The organism is Pseudomonas syringae group sp. J254-4 (genome assembly GCF_032586855.1).
In the GTDB taxonomy this organism is placed as follows: Bacteria; Pseudomonadota; Gammaproteobacteria; order Pseudomonadales; family Pseudomonadaceae; genus Aquipseudomonas; species Aquipseudomonas amygdali.
Genome location: NZ_JAWHOO010000006.1, coordinates 249,659 through 264,913, shown reverse-complemented (window position 1 = coordinate 264,913; position 15,255 = coordinate 249,659). Strand labels below are relative to the sequence as shown.

Annotated in this window: 11 protein-coding genes, 4 tRNA genes and 1 rRNA gene; all 16 read left to right on the top strand. The window is 54.9% G+C overall.

Going from position 1 to position 15,255, the window contains the following annotated elements; all coding sequences use genetic code 11:
• The first annotated feature begins 173 nt into the window (after positions 1-173).
• Positions 174-289, top strand: a 5S ribosomal RNA gene (rrf, locus tag RYB09_RS10680).
• 145 nt (positions 290-434) lie between these two features.
• The gene (gene birA / locus RYB09_RS10675) at positions 435-1,394 is read left to right on the top strand and encodes a bifunctional biotin--[acetyl-CoA-carboxylase] ligase/biotin operon repressor BirA (RefSeq protein ID WP_193601038.1); all 960 of its coding nucleotides are present in this window, start codon (positions 435-437) and stop codon (positions 1,392-1,394) included.
• Positions 1,384-2,133, top strand: a complete 750-nt coding sequence (locus tag RYB09_RS10670) for a pantothenate kinase (RefSeq protein ID WP_122259607.1) — start codon at positions 1,384-1,386, stop codon at positions 2,131-2,133. The genes birA and RYB09_RS10670 overlap by 11 nt, the downstream gene beginning before the upstream one ends.
• A 7-nt stretch (positions 2,134-2,140) precedes the next feature.
• On the top strand, positions 2,141-2,569 hold the full coding sequence (locus RYB09_RS10665; RefSeq protein WP_058408616.1) for a hypothetical protein: 429 nt from the start codon (positions 2,141-2,143) through the stop codon (positions 2,567-2,569).
• Positions 2,570-2,711: 142 nt separating this feature from the next.
• Positions 2,712-2,796, top strand: a tRNA-Tyr gene (locus RYB09_RS10660).
• 24 nt (positions 2,797-2,820) lie between these two features.
• Positions 2,821-2,894 (top strand) — tRNA-Gly (locus RYB09_RS10655).
• A 26-nt stretch (positions 2,895-2,920) separates the two neighbouring features.
• Positions 2,921-2,996 (top strand) — tRNA-Thr (locus RYB09_RS10650).
• A gap of 165 nt (positions 2,997-3,161) precedes the next feature.
• Positions 3,162-3,237: transfer RNA gene (locus tag RYB09_RS10645), tRNA-Trp, on the top strand.
• Between the two features lie 46 nt (positions 3,238-3,283).
• Complete coding sequence (gene secE, locus RYB09_RS10640) at positions 3,284-3,652, top strand: preprotein translocase subunit SecE (protein ID WP_002555502.1); 369 nt, start codon at positions 3,284-3,286, stop codon at positions 3,650-3,652.
• Positions 3,653-3,661: 9 nt separating this feature from the next.
• Entirely contained in the window at positions 3,662-4,195 is a 534-nt protein-coding gene (gene nusG / locus RYB09_RS10635) for a transcription termination/antitermination protein NusG (RefSeq protein ID WP_002555501.1), read from the top strand.
• Positions 4,196-4,313: 118 nt separating this feature from the next.
• On the top strand, positions 4,314-4,745 hold the full coding sequence (rplK, locus tag RYB09_RS10630) for a 50S ribosomal protein L11 (protein WP_002555500.1): 432 nt from the start codon (positions 4,314-4,316) through the stop codon (positions 4,743-4,745).
• Entirely contained in the window at positions 4,745-5,440 is a 696-nt protein-coding gene (gene rplA, locus RYB09_RS10625; protein WP_002555499.1) for a 50S ribosomal protein L1, read from the top strand. Before rplK ends, rplA begins: the two co-directional genes overlap by 1 nt.
• A gap of 200 nt (positions 5,441-5,640) precedes the next feature.
• Complete coding sequence (gene rplJ / locus RYB09_RS10620) at positions 5,641-6,141, top strand: 50S ribosomal protein L10 (RefSeq protein ID WP_002555498.1); 501 nt, start codon at positions 5,641-5,643, stop codon at positions 6,139-6,141.
• A 79-nt stretch (positions 6,142-6,220) separates the two neighbouring features.
• On the top strand, positions 6,221-6,586 hold the full coding sequence (rplL, locus tag RYB09_RS10615; RefSeq protein WP_002555497.1) for a 50S ribosomal protein L7/L12: 366 nt from the start codon (positions 6,221-6,223) through the stop codon (positions 6,584-6,586).
• A 221-nt stretch (positions 6,587-6,807) separates the two neighbouring features.
• Positions 6,808-10,881 (top strand): DNA-directed RNA polymerase subunit beta, encoded by a 4,074-nt coding sequence (gene rpoB / locus RYB09_RS10610; protein WP_058402690.1) that lies wholly within the window; start codon positions 6,808-6,810, stop codon positions 10,879-10,881.
• Between the two features lie 64 nt (positions 10,882-10,945).
• The gene (gene rpoC / locus RYB09_RS10605) at positions 10,946-15,145 is read left to right on the top strand and encodes a DNA-directed RNA polymerase subunit beta' (RefSeq protein WP_002555495.1); all 4,200 of its coding nucleotides are present in this window, start codon (positions 10,946-10,948) and stop codon (positions 15,143-15,145) included.
• Positions 15,146-15,255 lie beyond the last annotated feature (110 nt).

Below are 15,255 nucleotides of genomic sequence, written 5' to 3'. Positions count from 1 at the left end.
CTAATTGCCCGTGAGGCTTGACCATATAACACCCAAGCAATTTGAGTCGAACGACCAGATTGCGGTGACTGTGAAGATGACACGAACCGAAAGTTTGCGTCACAAACGCACCGAGCTATCACATACCCGATTTGCTGAAGCGCGCCGCATGGCACGATTCGGTACCCGAATTTCTTGACGACCATAGAACATTGGAACCACCTGATCCCATCCCGAACTCAGTAGTGAAACGATGTATCGCCGATGGTAGTGTGGGGTTTCCCCATGTGAGAGTAGGTCATCGTCAAGATTAAATTCCAGAAACCCTCATCGCTTACGCGTTGAGGGTTTTTGTTTTTCTGCTGCACAAAAGCCACCATGAAAATACATTTTCGTTTCTATGCAGCATGCTCCTGCGTGGCTATTATGCGTGCCTCATTGCCAGGCGACTCCAAATGCTGACCTTGTTAACGCTTCTTGCCGATGGTGCATTTCATTCTGGACAGGTATTAGGCAGTGCCCTCGGCATAAGCCGCAGTGCGGTCTGGAAGCAGCTTCAGCAACTTGAAGCTGACCTCGGCATAGAGGTGCACAAAGTGCGCGGACGGGGTTATCGACTGGCAACGCCTATTTCGCTTTTAAGCCCCGCTGGCATAGCCCAGTGTGGACTCCCTGCCAACTGGTCTGTACGCACCTACGACACTATCGACTCAACCAATGCAGAGGCCGCGCGCCTGATTGCTCAAGGGGCTCCCATGCCTTTGCTGGTGGTGGCCGAGCAGCAAACCTCAGGAAGGGGCAGGCGTGGTCGAAAGTGGGTAAGTCCATTTGCCGAGAACCTGTATTACAGTCTGGTCCTGCGCATTGATGGTGGAATGCGTCAGCTGGAAGGTCTCAGCCTGTTGGTCGGATTGGCTGTGATGAAAGTACTGCGTGATATTGGGGTTCAAGGAGCTGGCCTGAAATGGCCTAATGATGTGCTGGTAGGGAGGCAGAAGATTGCCGGCATTTTGCTTGAGCTTGTTGGTGATCCGGCAGATGTTTGTCATGTGATCATCGGAATAGGGGTGAACGTGAACATGCGGTCATCGAGCGAAGTGGATCAGCTATGGACGTCGATTCGACTCGAAACCGGCAGCCTTGCTGATCGAAATCGGATTGCAGCCCTTATAAGCAGTCAGCTTGAGTCTCTTCTGGCAGTTCATCGCAAGGAAGGCTTCGTGGCTTTTCAGGATGAGTGGGAGCGCGGGCATTTGTGGCAGGGAGCTACCGTCAGATTGCTTTCAGGAGCTGAGGCAGTTGAAGGGGTGGTCTTGGGAGTCGATTCGCTTGGAGCGTTGCGTTTGGAAGTGAATGGGGTAGAAAAGAGCTTTAGTGGTGGCGAGCTCAGCCTGAGGTTGCGAGATGATTCTTGAGCTCGACTGTGGCAACAGCTTCATCAAGTGGCGGATAACAGCGAAAGGTGATGCAACAGTGATTAGCGGCGGGGTTGTGGACTCCGATGCTGCCTTGCTGACGCACTTGAGCAATCTGCCTGACACATCATTCACTGACTGCCGTCTGGTGAGTGTGCGTAGCGCCGAAGAAACCGCGAGGCTTGTCTCTTTGCTGGCTGACACCTTTTCCGTTGCGCCTGTCTGCGCGGAACCTGCTCAAGAGCTTGCTGGCGTGATTAATGGCTATGACGACTTTGCGCGTCTGGGGCTGGACCGCTGGCTGGCTTTTGTAGGTGCTTACCATCTCGCCAGGAGTGCGTGCCTGGTGATCGATCTGGGAACCGCTGTGACGTCTGATTTTGTCGACGCCGGTGGCGCCCATCTCGGTGGCTTCATCTGTCCTGGAATGCCCTTGATGCGCAATCAGTTGCGTACCCATACCCGTCGCATCAGATATGACGACACAGAGGCTGAAAAAGCCCTGGCCCGTCTTGTTCCTGGGCGTGCGACTGCAGAGGCTGTAGAGCGCGGCTGCTCGTTGATGCTTCGCGGTTTTGCATTGACTCAGATTGAGATAGCGCAGGGGTACTGGGGCAACGATTTTGCTATTTTTGTGACTGGCGGGGATGCTGCGCTGGTTGCGGATGTACTGCCGGGGGCTCGTATTGTTCCTGATCTGGTCTTCGTGGGTCTGGCTCTGGCTTGCCCTTTGCGTTGAGGTCTCTATGCGTTGGTTATTTCTTCTGCTGTTGATGCTTAATGCCTTTTATTACCTCTGGCATCAGCAGGAGGCTCCGCTCAGGGCCAAAGAGGTCATGCCACTGTCGTTGCATCGCGCTTCCCAGCAGGATATTCGTCTGCTTAGCGAGTCGGATGCGGGGCGCGCGTCGCGTGATGCTGACACGAGGTGTCTGTATGTCGGTGGCTTTGCCAGGCAAGAGGATGCTCGGCTGGTGGAGCAGCGCTTGAACAGTCTGGATATCCAGTCTCAATTTCAGTCACTGCAAACGAGCGGGGCGACGGCCTACTGGTTAAGAATTGCCCCGGAAAGTCGACGTCTTGTGGAGGCAGGTGTGATCAATCAATTGAGTCAGGATTTCCCACAATTAAAAAATCAAATAATGTCGTGCGAGGGCATTGCAACTGCTGAGTAGTTTACATAGAATGGCGCCCGCTTCGCAGCGAGGTGAAAGTCTCGCGAACGGGGTGGTAGTAGTCAACGCATGTAACCTCAGGTTTTTACTGAGAAAAAGGTTGACAGAAGGGCAGCATGAGTTGAGAATGCTGCCTCGCTTAGGAGGGGTTCCCGAGCGGCCAAAGGGATCAGACTGTAAATCTGACGTCTACGACTTCGAAGGTTCGAATCCTTCCCCCTCCACCAGATTTAGCGCGATCTGCAAATTGCGCGGGTATAGTTTAGTGGTAGAACCTCAGCCTTCCAAGCTGATGATGCGGGTTCGATTCCCGCTACCCGCTCCAGGTTTGTGGTTCATGCATTGTGTTTTGCTCTTGTAGCTCAGTTGGTAGAGCACACCCTTGGTAAGGGTGAGGTCAGCGGTTCAAATCCGCTCAAGAGCTCCATTGCTAAAGGCAGATATGAAAATATCTGCCTTTGTTTTAGGTGGTTGCGCTGTGCGTGATCCGCTTGAAGCTTGTTCGGAGTGCGTCACCTGTAAGGCGCTCCCTGAATAAGGTGTTGAAAAACTCTCGTCAGGTCCGCATAATGGTCGGCCTGATTTTGCTTTTAGGTCAGTAGCTCAATTGGCAGAGCGACGGTCTCCAAAACCGTAGGTTGGGGGTTCGATTCCCTCCTGACCTGCCAGATTTCCTAGATGTAATCTGGCTTTCTTTTCACAGGATCTCCGTAGATGAATCCCAAGGCTGAAGCATCAGACTCTCGCTTTGATATGCTGAAGTGGCTCCTGGTAGTCGTTTTGGTTGTCGTGGGTGTTGTCGGTAATCAGTATTATTCTGCTGAGCCGATCCTGTACCGCGTTCTTGCTCTCCTTGTGATTGCTGCTGCAGCTGCATTTGTCGCGCTCCAGACCGGTAAGGGTAAAGCCTTCTTCGTTTTGGCGAAAGAAGCTCGCGCTGAGATTCGTAAAGTCGTATGGCCTACTCGCCAAGAAACCACTCAAACCACGTTGATCGTTGTGGCAGTTGTGCTGGTTATGGCGTTGCTGTTGTGGGGGCTTGATTCCCTGCTCGGCTGGCTTGTTTCCTTGATAGTTGGCTAAGGGTGTCCCGTGGCTAAGCGTTGGTACGTAGTGCATGCTTACTCGGGTTACGAGAAGCATGTCATGCGCTCGTTGATCGAGCGTGTGAAGCTGGCAGGCATGGAAGATGGCTTCGGCGAAATTCTGGTTCCCACTGAAGAAGTGGTTGAAATGCGTAATGGCCAGAAGCGCAAAAGCGAACGCAAGTTCTTCCCAGGTTACGTGCTTGTCCAGATGGACATGAATGAGGGTACTTGGCACTTGGTCAAGGACACCCCGCGTGTCATGGGCTTCATCGGCGGTACCGCAGATAAGCCTGCTCCGATCACTGACAAAGAAGCAGAAGCGATTCTGCGTCGTGTTGCTGACGGTAGCGACAAGCCGAAGCCGAAAACTCTGTTCGAGCCGGGTGAGGTTGTTCGTGTCACCGACGGTCCGTTCGCTGATTTCAACGGCACGGTTGAAGAAGTTAACTACGAAAAGAGCCGGATTCAAGTGGCGGTGCTCATTTTCGGACGCTCTACCCCGGTAGAGCTGGAGTTCAGTCAGGTCGAAAAGGCATAACTGAGCTGGAATCCCATACCCCGCAGCCCAAGGCTGTGGGGTTTTTTCGTCACTGGGATATACGCGTAAGTAACCGGGGAGCCTTTATTGGCGCTTGAACCCGTAATTGGAGTGCCTCATGGCCAAGAAGATAACCGCATACATCAAGCTGCAAGTGAAAGCCGCTCAGGCTAACCCAAGCCCGCCAGTTGGTCCTGCTCTGGGTCAGCACGGTGTGAACATCATGGAATTCTGCAAAGCGTTCAACGCCCGTACTCAGGGTATTGAGCCAGGCTTGCCGACTCCAGTGATCATCACTGTATACAGCGACCGTAGCTTCACTTTCGAAACAAAAAGTACTCCTGCATCGGTTCTGCTGAAGAAAGCTGCAGGCTTGACCAGCGGCTCGGCTCGCCCGAACACCGTTAAAGTTGGCACCGTGACTCGTGCTCAGCTGGAAGATATCGCTAAAGCAAAAAATGCGGATCTGACTGCAGCTGACATGGAAGCGGCCGTGCGTACCATCGCCGGTTCCGCTCGTAGCATGGGCCTTAACGTGGAGGGTGTGTAATGGCTAAGCTGACCAAGCGTCAAAAGGCAATCGCCAGCAAGATCGAAGCTGGTAAGTCTTACAATTTCGTAGACGCCGCAGCCCTGCTGACCGAGCTGTCGACCGTCAAGTTCAGCGAGTCTGTAGACGTTGCTGTTAACCTGGGTGTTGATCCTCGTAAGTCCGACCAGGTTGTTCGTAGCGCTACCGTACTGCCGCACGGCACTGGTAAAACTGTACGCGTTGCAGTGTTCACTCAGGGTCCTGCTGCTGAAGCTGCTCTGGCTGCCGGTGCTGATCGCGTTGGTATGGATGATCTGGCTGCTGAAATGAAAGCGGGCGATCTGAACTATGACGTCGTTATCGCTTCCCCGGACGCAATGCGCGTTGTGGGTCAGCTGGGTCAGGTTCTCGGTCCTCGTGGTCTGATGCCTAACCCGAAAGTCGGCACCGTTACTCCTGACGTGGCTAACGCCGTCAAGAACGCCAAGGCTGGTCAGGTTCGTTATCGCACCGACAAAAACGGCATCATCCACACTTCCGTTGGCAAGGTCGGTTTCGACGCTGTCAAGCTGAAGGAAAACGTTGAAGCCCTGATCGCTGATCTCAAGCGTATCAAGCCTGCTTCTTCGAAAGGTATTTACGTCAAGCGCATCACCCTGAGCACCACTATGGGCCCAGGCCTGGTCATCGACCAGGGTTCGTTGGAAGCGTAAGACAGAAACTGTGCGGTTTTACGCCGTACCGTTTGAAAGATTGGGGTCCCTGCCTGGCGGGGGCTATCCAAGACCGTAGGCGACGCAAGTCTTAAACCTCAAGCCTACGCAGATGGTGCTCCCGGTTCCTTACCGAATCAGACACCAAAACGACATCTGACTCCGGTCGGATGAAACGGTAACAAGCAGGAGTTAAACCCGTGGCAATTAAACTCGAAGACAAGAAGGCCATCGTCGCTGAAGTCAACGAGGCTGCCAAAGCTGGTCTGTCCGCTGTCGTGGCTGATGCCCGCGGTGTGACGGTCGGCGCTATGACCGGACTCCGTAAAGAGGCTCGTGAAGCTGGCGTTTACGTACGCGTTGTACGTAACACCCTGCTCAAGCGCGCTGTTGCTGACACTGAATTCAGTGTCCTCAACGACGTGTTCACTGGCCCGACCTTGATCGCGTTCTCCAACGAACATCCTGGCGCTGCTGCCCGTCTGTTCAAGGAATTCGCCAAAGGTCAGGACAAGTTCGAGATCAAGGCAGCTGCGTTCGAGGGCAAGTTCCTCGCAGCTAATCAGATCGATGTACTGGCAAGCCTGCCGACCCGTAACGAAGCAATTTCTCAGCTGATGAGCGTGATTCAAGGCGCTACCAGCAAGTTGGCTCGTACTCTGGCGGCTGTTCGCGACCAAAAAGAAGCAGCTGCAGCCTAAGGCTGAGTCAGATCTTTTCGCGTATTTTTGTTTATTTTGATGGTCGCGTAGGCCGTCCCCCAATTCAGGAAATTGAGTCATGTCCATCTCTCAAGACGATATCCTTAACGCCGTAGCTGAAATGTCCGTTCTGCAGGTTGTAGAGCTGATCAAGGCGTTCGAAGAGAAGTTCGGCGTTACCGCTGCTGCCGGTTCGGCTGGTCCAGCTGTTGCTGCTGCTGTTGTTGAAGAACAAACTGAATTCAACGTCATGCTGCTGGAAGCTGGCGAGAAGAAAGTTAACGTGATCAAGGCAGTACGTGAACTGACCGGTCTGGGCCTGAAAGAAGCCAAGGCAGTCGTTGACGGCGCGCCAGCAATGGTTCTGGAAGCTGTTGCCAAAGACGCAGCTGACAAAGCCAAAGCTACTCTGGAAGAAGCAGGCGCTAAAGTCGAGCTGAAATAAGCACCGACTTTGAGTGTCCAGCCCACGCGATTAGCGAAAGGCTGATGGCTGGTGGCTTTTGCCACCGGCCTTTTTCCGTTATAGACGATTGGCGCTGTCAACGTCTGTAATGTGCGGTATCCACCGATGGCGGTGGCGCAAACCAAGGGGTTTGCAAGATTTTCTGGCTGCTTCCGTCGGGAGGGAGCCAAACAAGCAGGTGACCAAGCTGGGGAACGCTGATGGCTTACTCATATACTGAGAAAAAACGTATCCGTAAGGACTTTAGCAAGTTGCCGGACGTAATGGATGTGCCGTATCTCTTGGCCATCCAGCTGGATTCGTATCGCGAATTCCTGCAGGCGGGAGCGACCAAAGATCAGTTCCGCGACGTCGGTCTGCATGCAGCCTTCAAATCCGTTTTCCCGATCATCAGCTACTCCGGCAATGCTGCGCTGGAGTATGTAGGTTATCGCTTGGGCGAACCGGCATTTGATGTCAAGGAATGCGTGCTGCGCGGTGTGACTTACGCAGTACCTCTGCGGGTCAAGGTCCGTCTGATCATTTTCGACAAAGAATCGTCGAACAAAGCGATCAAGGACATCAAAGAGCAAGAAGTCTACATGGGTGAAATCCCCCTGATGACTGAAAACGGTACCTTTGTAATCAATGGCACCGAGCGCGTTATCGTGTCTCAGCTTCACCGCTCGCCTGGCGTATTCTTCGACCACGACCGTGGCAAGACGCACAGCTCCGGTAAGCTGCTTTACTCCGCTCGTATCATTCCTTACCGCGGTTCGTGGCTGGACTTCGAGTTCGATCCGAAAGACTGCGTATTCGTCCGTATCGACCGTCGTCGCAAGCTGCCTGCGTCCGTACTTCTGCGCGCTCTGGGTTACACCACCGAGCAAGTGCTCGATGCTTTCTACACCACCAACGTATTCCATGTGCGCGGCGAAAACCTGAGCCTGGAACTGGTGCCTCAGCGCCTGCGTGGTGAAATTGCCGTTCTGGATATTCTGGACGACAAGGGCAAGGTCATTGTCGAGCAGGGTCGCCGTATTACCGCTCGTCACATCAACCAGCTGGAAAAAGCCGGGATCAAAGAGCTGGAAGTACCTCTGGACTATGTCCTGGGTCGTACCACTGCCAAGGTCATCGTGCATCCGGCAACCGGTGAGATCATTGCCGAGTGCAATACCGAGCTGAACACTGAAATTCTGGCCAAGATCGCCAAGGCTCAGGTCGTTCGCATCGAGACGTTGTACACCAACGATATCGACTGCGGTCCGTTCGTCTCTGACACGCTGAAGATCGACTCCACCAGCAACCAACTGGAAGCGCTGGTCGAGATCTATCGCATGATGCGTCCTGGCGAGCCTCCGACCAAGGATGCAGCCGAAACGCTGTTCAACAACCTGTTCTTCAGTCCTGAGCGTTATGACCTGTCTGCTGTAGGTCGGATGAAGTTCAACCGTCGTATCGGTCGTACCGAAATCGAAGGTTCGGGTGTGTTGTGCAAGGAAGACATCGTAGCGGTCCTCAAGACGCTCGTTGACATCCGTAACGGCAAAGGCATCGTCGATGACATCGACCACCTCGGTAACCGTCGCGTTCGTTGCGTTGGCGAGATGGCCGAGAACCAGTTCCGTGTAGGTCTGGTCCGTGTCGAGCGCGCTGTCAAAGAGCGTCTGTCCATGGCAGAAAGCGAAGGTCTGATGCCTCAGGACCTGATCAACGCCAAGCCTGTTGCGGCGGCGGTCAAGGAGTTCTTCGGTTCCAGCCAGCTTTCCCAGTTCATGGACCAGAACAACCCGCTTTCCGAGATCACTCACAAGCGTCGTGTTTCTGCACTCGGCCCTGGCGGTCTGACTCGTGAGCGTGCCGGCTTTGAAGTTCGAGACGTTCACCCGACTCACTATGGCCGTGTCTGCCCGATCGAGACGCCGGAAGGTCCGAACATCGGTCTGATCAACTCCCTGGCGGCTTATGCTCGCACCAACCAGTATGGCTTCCTTGAGAGCCCGTACCGTGTGGTCAAGGAAGGTCTGGTAACCGAAGAAATCGTTTTCCTTTCGGCGATCGAAGAAGCGGACCACGTCATTGCTCAGGCTTCGGCTGCAATGAACGACAAGCAAGAGCTGATCGACGAGCTGGTTGCTGTGCGTCACTTGAACGAATTCACCGTCAAGGCACCTGCCGATGTCACCCTGATGGACGTTTCGCCCAAGCAGGTTGTGTCGGTAGCCGCGTCGCTGATTCCGTTCCTCGAGCACGATGACGCCAACCGCGCATTGATGGGTTCCAACATGCAGCGTCAGGCTGTACCGACCCTGCGTGCCGACAAGCCGCTGGTAGGTACCGGCATGGAGCGCAACGTTGCCCGTGACTCCGGCGTTTGCGTCGTGGCTCGTCGTGGTGGTGTGATCGACTCGGTTGACGCCAGCCGTATCGTTGTTCGCGTTGCCGATGACGAAGTAGAAACAGGTGAGGCAGGTGTAGATATCTACAACCTGACCAAATACACCCGTTCGAACCAGAACACCTGCATCAACCAGCGTCCGCTGGTCAGCAAGGGTGACCGTGTTCAGCGTAGCGACATCATGGCCGACGGCCCGTCCACCGATATGGGTGAGCTGGCTCTGGGTCAGAACATGCGCATCGCGTTCATGGCCTGGAACGGTTTCAACTTCGAAGACTCGATCTGTCTTTCTGAGCGTGTTGTTCAGGAAGACCGCTTCACCACGATCCACATTCAGGAACTGACCTGTGTGGCACGTGACACCAAGCTTGGGCCTGAAGAGATCACCGCCGACATCCCGAACGTGGGTGAAGCGGCTCTGAACAAGCTGGACGAAGCGGGTATCGTTTATGTAGGTGCCGAAGTAGGCGCCGGCGACATCCTGGTCGGTAAGGTCACTCCGAAAGGCGAGACCCAGCTGACTCCGGAAGAAAAACTGTTGCGCGCGATTTTCGGTGAGAAAGCCAGCGACGTTAAAGATACTTCCCTGCGCGTGCCGACCGGCACCAAGGGTACTGTCATTGACGTTCAGGTCTTCACCCGTGATGGCGTCGAACGTGATGCGCGTGCCCTGTCCATCGAGAAGTCGCAACTCGACGAGATCCGTAAGGATCTGAACGAAGAGTTCCGTATTGTCGAAGGCGCTACTTTCGAACGTCTGCGCTCTGCGCTGGTGGGTCGTGTAGCCGAAGGCGGTGCTGGCCTCAAGAAAGGTCAGGAAATCACCAACGAAGTGCTTGATGGTCTTGAGCATGGTCAGTGGTTCAAACTGCGCATGGCTGAAGATGCTCTGAATGAGCAGCTTGAGAAAGCTCAGGCCTACATCGTTGATCGTCGCCGTCTTCTGGATGACAAGTTCGAAGACAAGAAACGCAAACTGCAGCAGGGCGATGACCTGGCTCCAGGCGTTCTGAAAATCGTCAAGGTCTACCTGGCAATCCGTCGTCGCATCCAGCCGGGCGACAAGATGGCCGGTCGTCACGGTAACAAGGGTGTGGTCTCCGTGATCATGCCGGTTGAAGACATGCCGCACGATGCCAATGGCACGCCGGTGGATATCGTCCTCAACCCGCTGGGCGTACCTTCGCGTATGAACGTTGGTCAGATTCTCGAAACCCACCTGGGCCTCGCGGCCAAAGGTCTGGGCGAGAAGATCAACCGCATGCTTGAAGAGCAGCGTAAAGTTGCTGAGCTGCGCAAGTTCCTCAACGAGATCTACAACGAAATCGGCGGTCGTCAGGAAACTCTGGAAGACCTCAGCGACAACGAAATCCTGGACCTCGCCAAGAACCTGCGTAACGGCGTACCGATGGCTACCCCGGTTTTCGACGGTGCCAAGGAAAGCGAAATCAAGGCAATGCTCAAGCTGGCAGATATGCCGGAAAGCGGCCAGATGCAGCTGTTCGACGGTCGTACCGGCAACAAGTTTGAACGTGCTGTAACGGTTGGCTACATGTACATGCTGAAGCTGAACCACTTGGTGGACGACAAGATGCACGCGCGTTCCACTGGTTCGTACAGCCTGGTTACTCAGCAGCCGCTGGGTGGTAAGGCACAGTTCGGTGGTCAGCGTTTCGGGGAGATGGAAGTGTGGGCGCTGGAAGCATACGGCGCGGCGTACACTCTGCAGGAAATGCTCACAGTGAAGTCGGACGATGTGAACGGTCGTACCAAGATGTACAAAAACATCGTGGACGGCGATCACCGTATGGAGCCGGGCATGCCCGAGTCTTTCAACGTGTTGATCAAAGAAATCCGTTCGCTCGGTATCGATATCGATCTGGAAACCGAATAACACGTGACGCGAATCGGGGGCAGGGCGGTATTGCCTGCTCCCTGCTCCGCCAGGAGGAAAAGCCTTGAAAGACCTACTGAATTTGCTGAAAAACCAGGGTCAAGTCGAAGAGTTCGACGCAATCCGTATCGGACTTGCATCGCCTGAGATGATCCGCTCTTGGTCGTTCGGTGAAGTTAAAAAGCCGGAAACCATCAACTACCGTACGTTCAAGCCTGAGCGTGACGGTCTGTTCTGCGCCAAGATCTTTGGCCCGGTAAAAGATTACGAGTGCCTGTGCGGTAAGTACAAGCGCCTGAAGCACCGTGGTGTCATCTGCGAAAAATGCGGTGTTGAAGTAGCACTGGCCAAGGTTCGTCGCGAGCGCATGGCTCACATCGAGCTGGCTTCGCCGGTTGCTCACATCTGGTTCCTGAAATCGCTGCCGTCCCGTATCGGCTTGCTGATGGACATGACCCTGCGTGATATCGAACGTGTTCTCTACTTCGAGAGCTATGTCGTTATCGATCCAGGCATGACTACCCTTGAAAAAGGTCAGCTGCTGAACGACGAGCAATACTTCGAAGCCCTCGAAGAGTTCGGTGATGACTTCGACGCCCGCATGGGTGCCGAGGCTGTCCGCGAACTGCTGCACGCTATTGATCTGGAGCACGAAATTGGCCGTCTGCGTGAAGAAATTCCGCAAACCAATTCCGAAACCAAAATCAAGAAGCTGTCCAAGCGTCTGAAATTGATGGAAGCCTTCCAGGGTTCCGGCAACCTCCCTGAGTGGATGGTGCTGACCGTTCTGCCGGTTCTGCCGCCAGATCTGCGTCCTCTGGTTCCGCTTGACGGTGGCCGTTTCGCGACGTCCGACCTCAACGATCTGTATCGTCGAGTGATCAACCGTAACAACCGTCTGAAGCGTCTGCTGGATCTGTCTGCTCCCGACATCATCGTGCGCAACGAAAAGCGCATGCTGCAGGAAGCGGTCGATGCGCTGCTCGACAACGGTCGTCGCGGTCGTGCGATCACAGGTTCGAACAAGCGTCCTCTGAAGTCCCTGGCTGACATGATCAAGGGTAAGCAAGGTCGTTTCCGTCAGAACTTGCTCGGTAAGCGCGTTGACTACTCGGGCCGTTCGGTAATTACCGTAGGTCCGACCCTGCGTCTGCATCAGTGCGGTCTGCCGAAAAAAATGGCTCTCGAGCTGTTCAAGCCGTTCATCTTCGGCAAGCTGGAAATGCGTGGCCTGGCCACGACCATCAAGGCTGCCAAGAAGATGGTCGAGCGCGAGCTGCCAGAGGTCTGGGACGTTCTTGCTGAAGTCATTCGCGAACACCCAGTGCTTCTGAACCGTGCGCCAACTCTTCACCGTCTGGGCATCCAGGCGTTTGAACCAGTATTGATCGAAGGTAAGGCTATTCAGCTGCACCCGCTGGTCTGTGCTGCGTACAACGCTGACTTCGACGGCGACCAGATGGCCGTTCACGTACCTCTGACGCTGGAGGCTCAGCTCGAAGCGCGTGCACTGATGATGTCGACCAACAACATCCTGTCGCCAGCCAACGGTGAGCCAATCATCGTTCCTTCGCAGGACGTTGTACTGGGTCTGTATTACATGACTCGTGAAGCGATCAACGCCAAGGGCGAAGGTCGTGTGTTTGCGGATCTGCAGGAAGTCGACCGCGTATTCCGCGCCGGCGAAGCGGCTCTGCATGCCAAGGTCAAGGTTCGTATCCACGAAACGGTCAACGACCGTGATGGTGGCAGCGTCAAGAACACCCGTATCGTCGACACCACTGTTGGCCGTGCGTTGCTGTTCCAGGTGGTTCCGGCCGGCCTGTCCTACGACGTCGTCAACCAGCCTATGAAGAAGAAGGCGATCTCCAAGCTGATCAACCAGTGCTATCGCGTGGTTGGTTTGAAAGAGACCGTGATCTTCGCTGACCAGTTGATGTACACCGGTTTTGCCTACTCGACCATTTCGGGTGTTTCCATCGGCGTTAACGACTTCGTTATCCCGGATGAAAAAGCTCGCATCATCGACGCGGCCACCGAAGAAGTTAAAGAGATCGAAAGTCAGTACGCCTCCGGCCTGGTAACCCAGGGCGAGAAGTACAACAAGGTGATCGACCTCTGGTCCAAGGCCAACGACGAAGTGTCCAAGGCAATGATGTCGAACCTCTCGAAAGAGAAGGTCATCGATCGTCATGGCGTCGAAGTTGACCAGGAATCCTTCAACTCGATGTACATGATGGCTGACTCCGGTGCGCGTGGTTCTGCTGCCCAGATTCGCCAGCTGGCAGGTATGCGTGGTCTGATGGCCAAGCCTGACGGCTCCATCATCGAAACGCCGATCACTGCGAACTTCCGTGAAGGTTTGAGCGTACTTCAGTACTTCATCTCCACTCACGGTGCTCGTAAGGGTCTTGCGGATACCGCACTGAAAACCGCTAACTCCGGTTATCTGACTCGCCGTCTGGTAGACGTTGCTCAGGATCTGGTGGTTACCGAGGTGGATTGCGGTACCGAGCACGGTCTGCTGATGACTCCGCACATTGAAGGCGGTGACGTTGTAGAGCCGCTGGGTGAGCGCGTACTGGGTCGAGTTATCGCCCGTGACGTGTTCAAGCCGGGTACAGAGGACGTCATCGTTCCTGCTGGCACGCTGGTAGACGAGAAGTGGGTCGAGTTCATCGAGCTGAACAGCATCGACGAAGTGATCGTTCGCTCGCCAATCAGCTGTGAAACGCGCTACGGCATCTGTGCCAAGTGCTACGGTCGCGACCTGGCTCGCGGTCACCAGGTCAACATCGGTGAAGCTGTCGGCGTAATCGCTGCACAGTCGATCGGTGAGCCGGGTACCCAGCTGACAATGCGTACGTTCCACATTGGTGGTGCGGCAAGCCGGACCTCGGCAGCCGACAGCGTTCAGGTGAAGAATGGCGGTACTGTCCGTCTTCACAACCTGAAGCACGTTGAGCGTGTTGACGGTCACCTGGTTGCGGTATCCCGCTCCGGTGAGCTGGCCATCGCTGATGACTTCGGTCGCGAGCGTGAGCGTTACAAACTGCCATACGGTGCAGTGATTTCGGTGAAGGAAGGCGACAAGGTCGACGCTGGCTCTATCGTGGCCAAGTGGGATCCGCACACTCACCCAATCGTCACCGAGATGAAAGGTACTGTTACCTACGTCGGCATGGAAGAAGGCATCACGATCAAGCGTCAGACAGACGAATTGACCGGTATGACCAACATTGAAGTGCTTGATGCCAAAGACCGTCCGGCTGCCGGCAAGGACATCCGTCCTGCTGTGAAGATGGTTGGTCTGGATGGCAAGGATCTGCTGTTGCCAGGTACTGACGTACCTGCTCAGTACTTCCTGCCAGCCAACGCCCTGGTCGGTGTGGCTGACGGTGCGCAGATCGCGATCGGTGATGTTATCGCTCGTATTCCGCAGGAAACTTCGAAGACTCGTGACATCACCGGTGGTCTGCCGCGTGTTGCCGACCTGTTCGAAGCCCGTCGTCCGAAAGAGGCGTCGATCCTTGCAGAAGTCAGCGGTACCATCGCATTCGGTAAAGAAACCAAAGGCAAGCGCCGTCTGGTCATTACCCCGAACGACGGTAGCGATCCGTACGAAGAGCTGATTCCGAAGTGGCGTCACCTGAACGTCTTCGAAGGCGAGCAAGTGAACCGCGGCGAAGTTATCTCCGACGGTCCTAGCGATCCACACGACATCCTGCGTCTGTTGGGTGTGAGTGCGCTGGCCAAGTACATCGTCAACGAGATTCAGGACGTATACCGTCTGCAAGGCGTGAAGATCAACGACAAGCACATCGAGACGATTCTGCGTCAGATGCTGCGCAAAGTTGAAATTGCCGAGTCTGGCGATTCCAGTTTCATCAAGGGCGACCAGATGGAATTGACTCACGTACTGGTAGAAAACGAGCGTTTGAGCACGGAAGACAAGTTTGTCTCCAAGTTCACTCGCGTGTTGCTGGGTATCACCAAGGCATCGCTGTCCACCGAGTCGTTCATCTCCGCGGCCTCCTTCCAGGAGACAACCCGCGTACTGACCGAGGCGGCTGTGACTGGCAAGCGCGATTACTTGCGCGGCCTGAAGGAAAACGTGGTTGTGGGTCGTCTGATCCCGGCCGGTACCGGTCTGGCTTATCACAGCGAGCGCAAGCGTCGTCGTGAAATGGACAAACCGACCCGTGTCAGCGCGAGCGAAGTAGAAGCCGCTCTGACTGAAGCGTTGAACTCCAGCGGTAATTGAGACTAAAGCCTCGGCATTTTCATCTGGCAGACAGCACGTTTTCGTGTCGTTTGCCTCTTGAGGATGTCGGGGCTTTGTCTTGACTGGGGGCGGGATCCTCTTTAGACTCT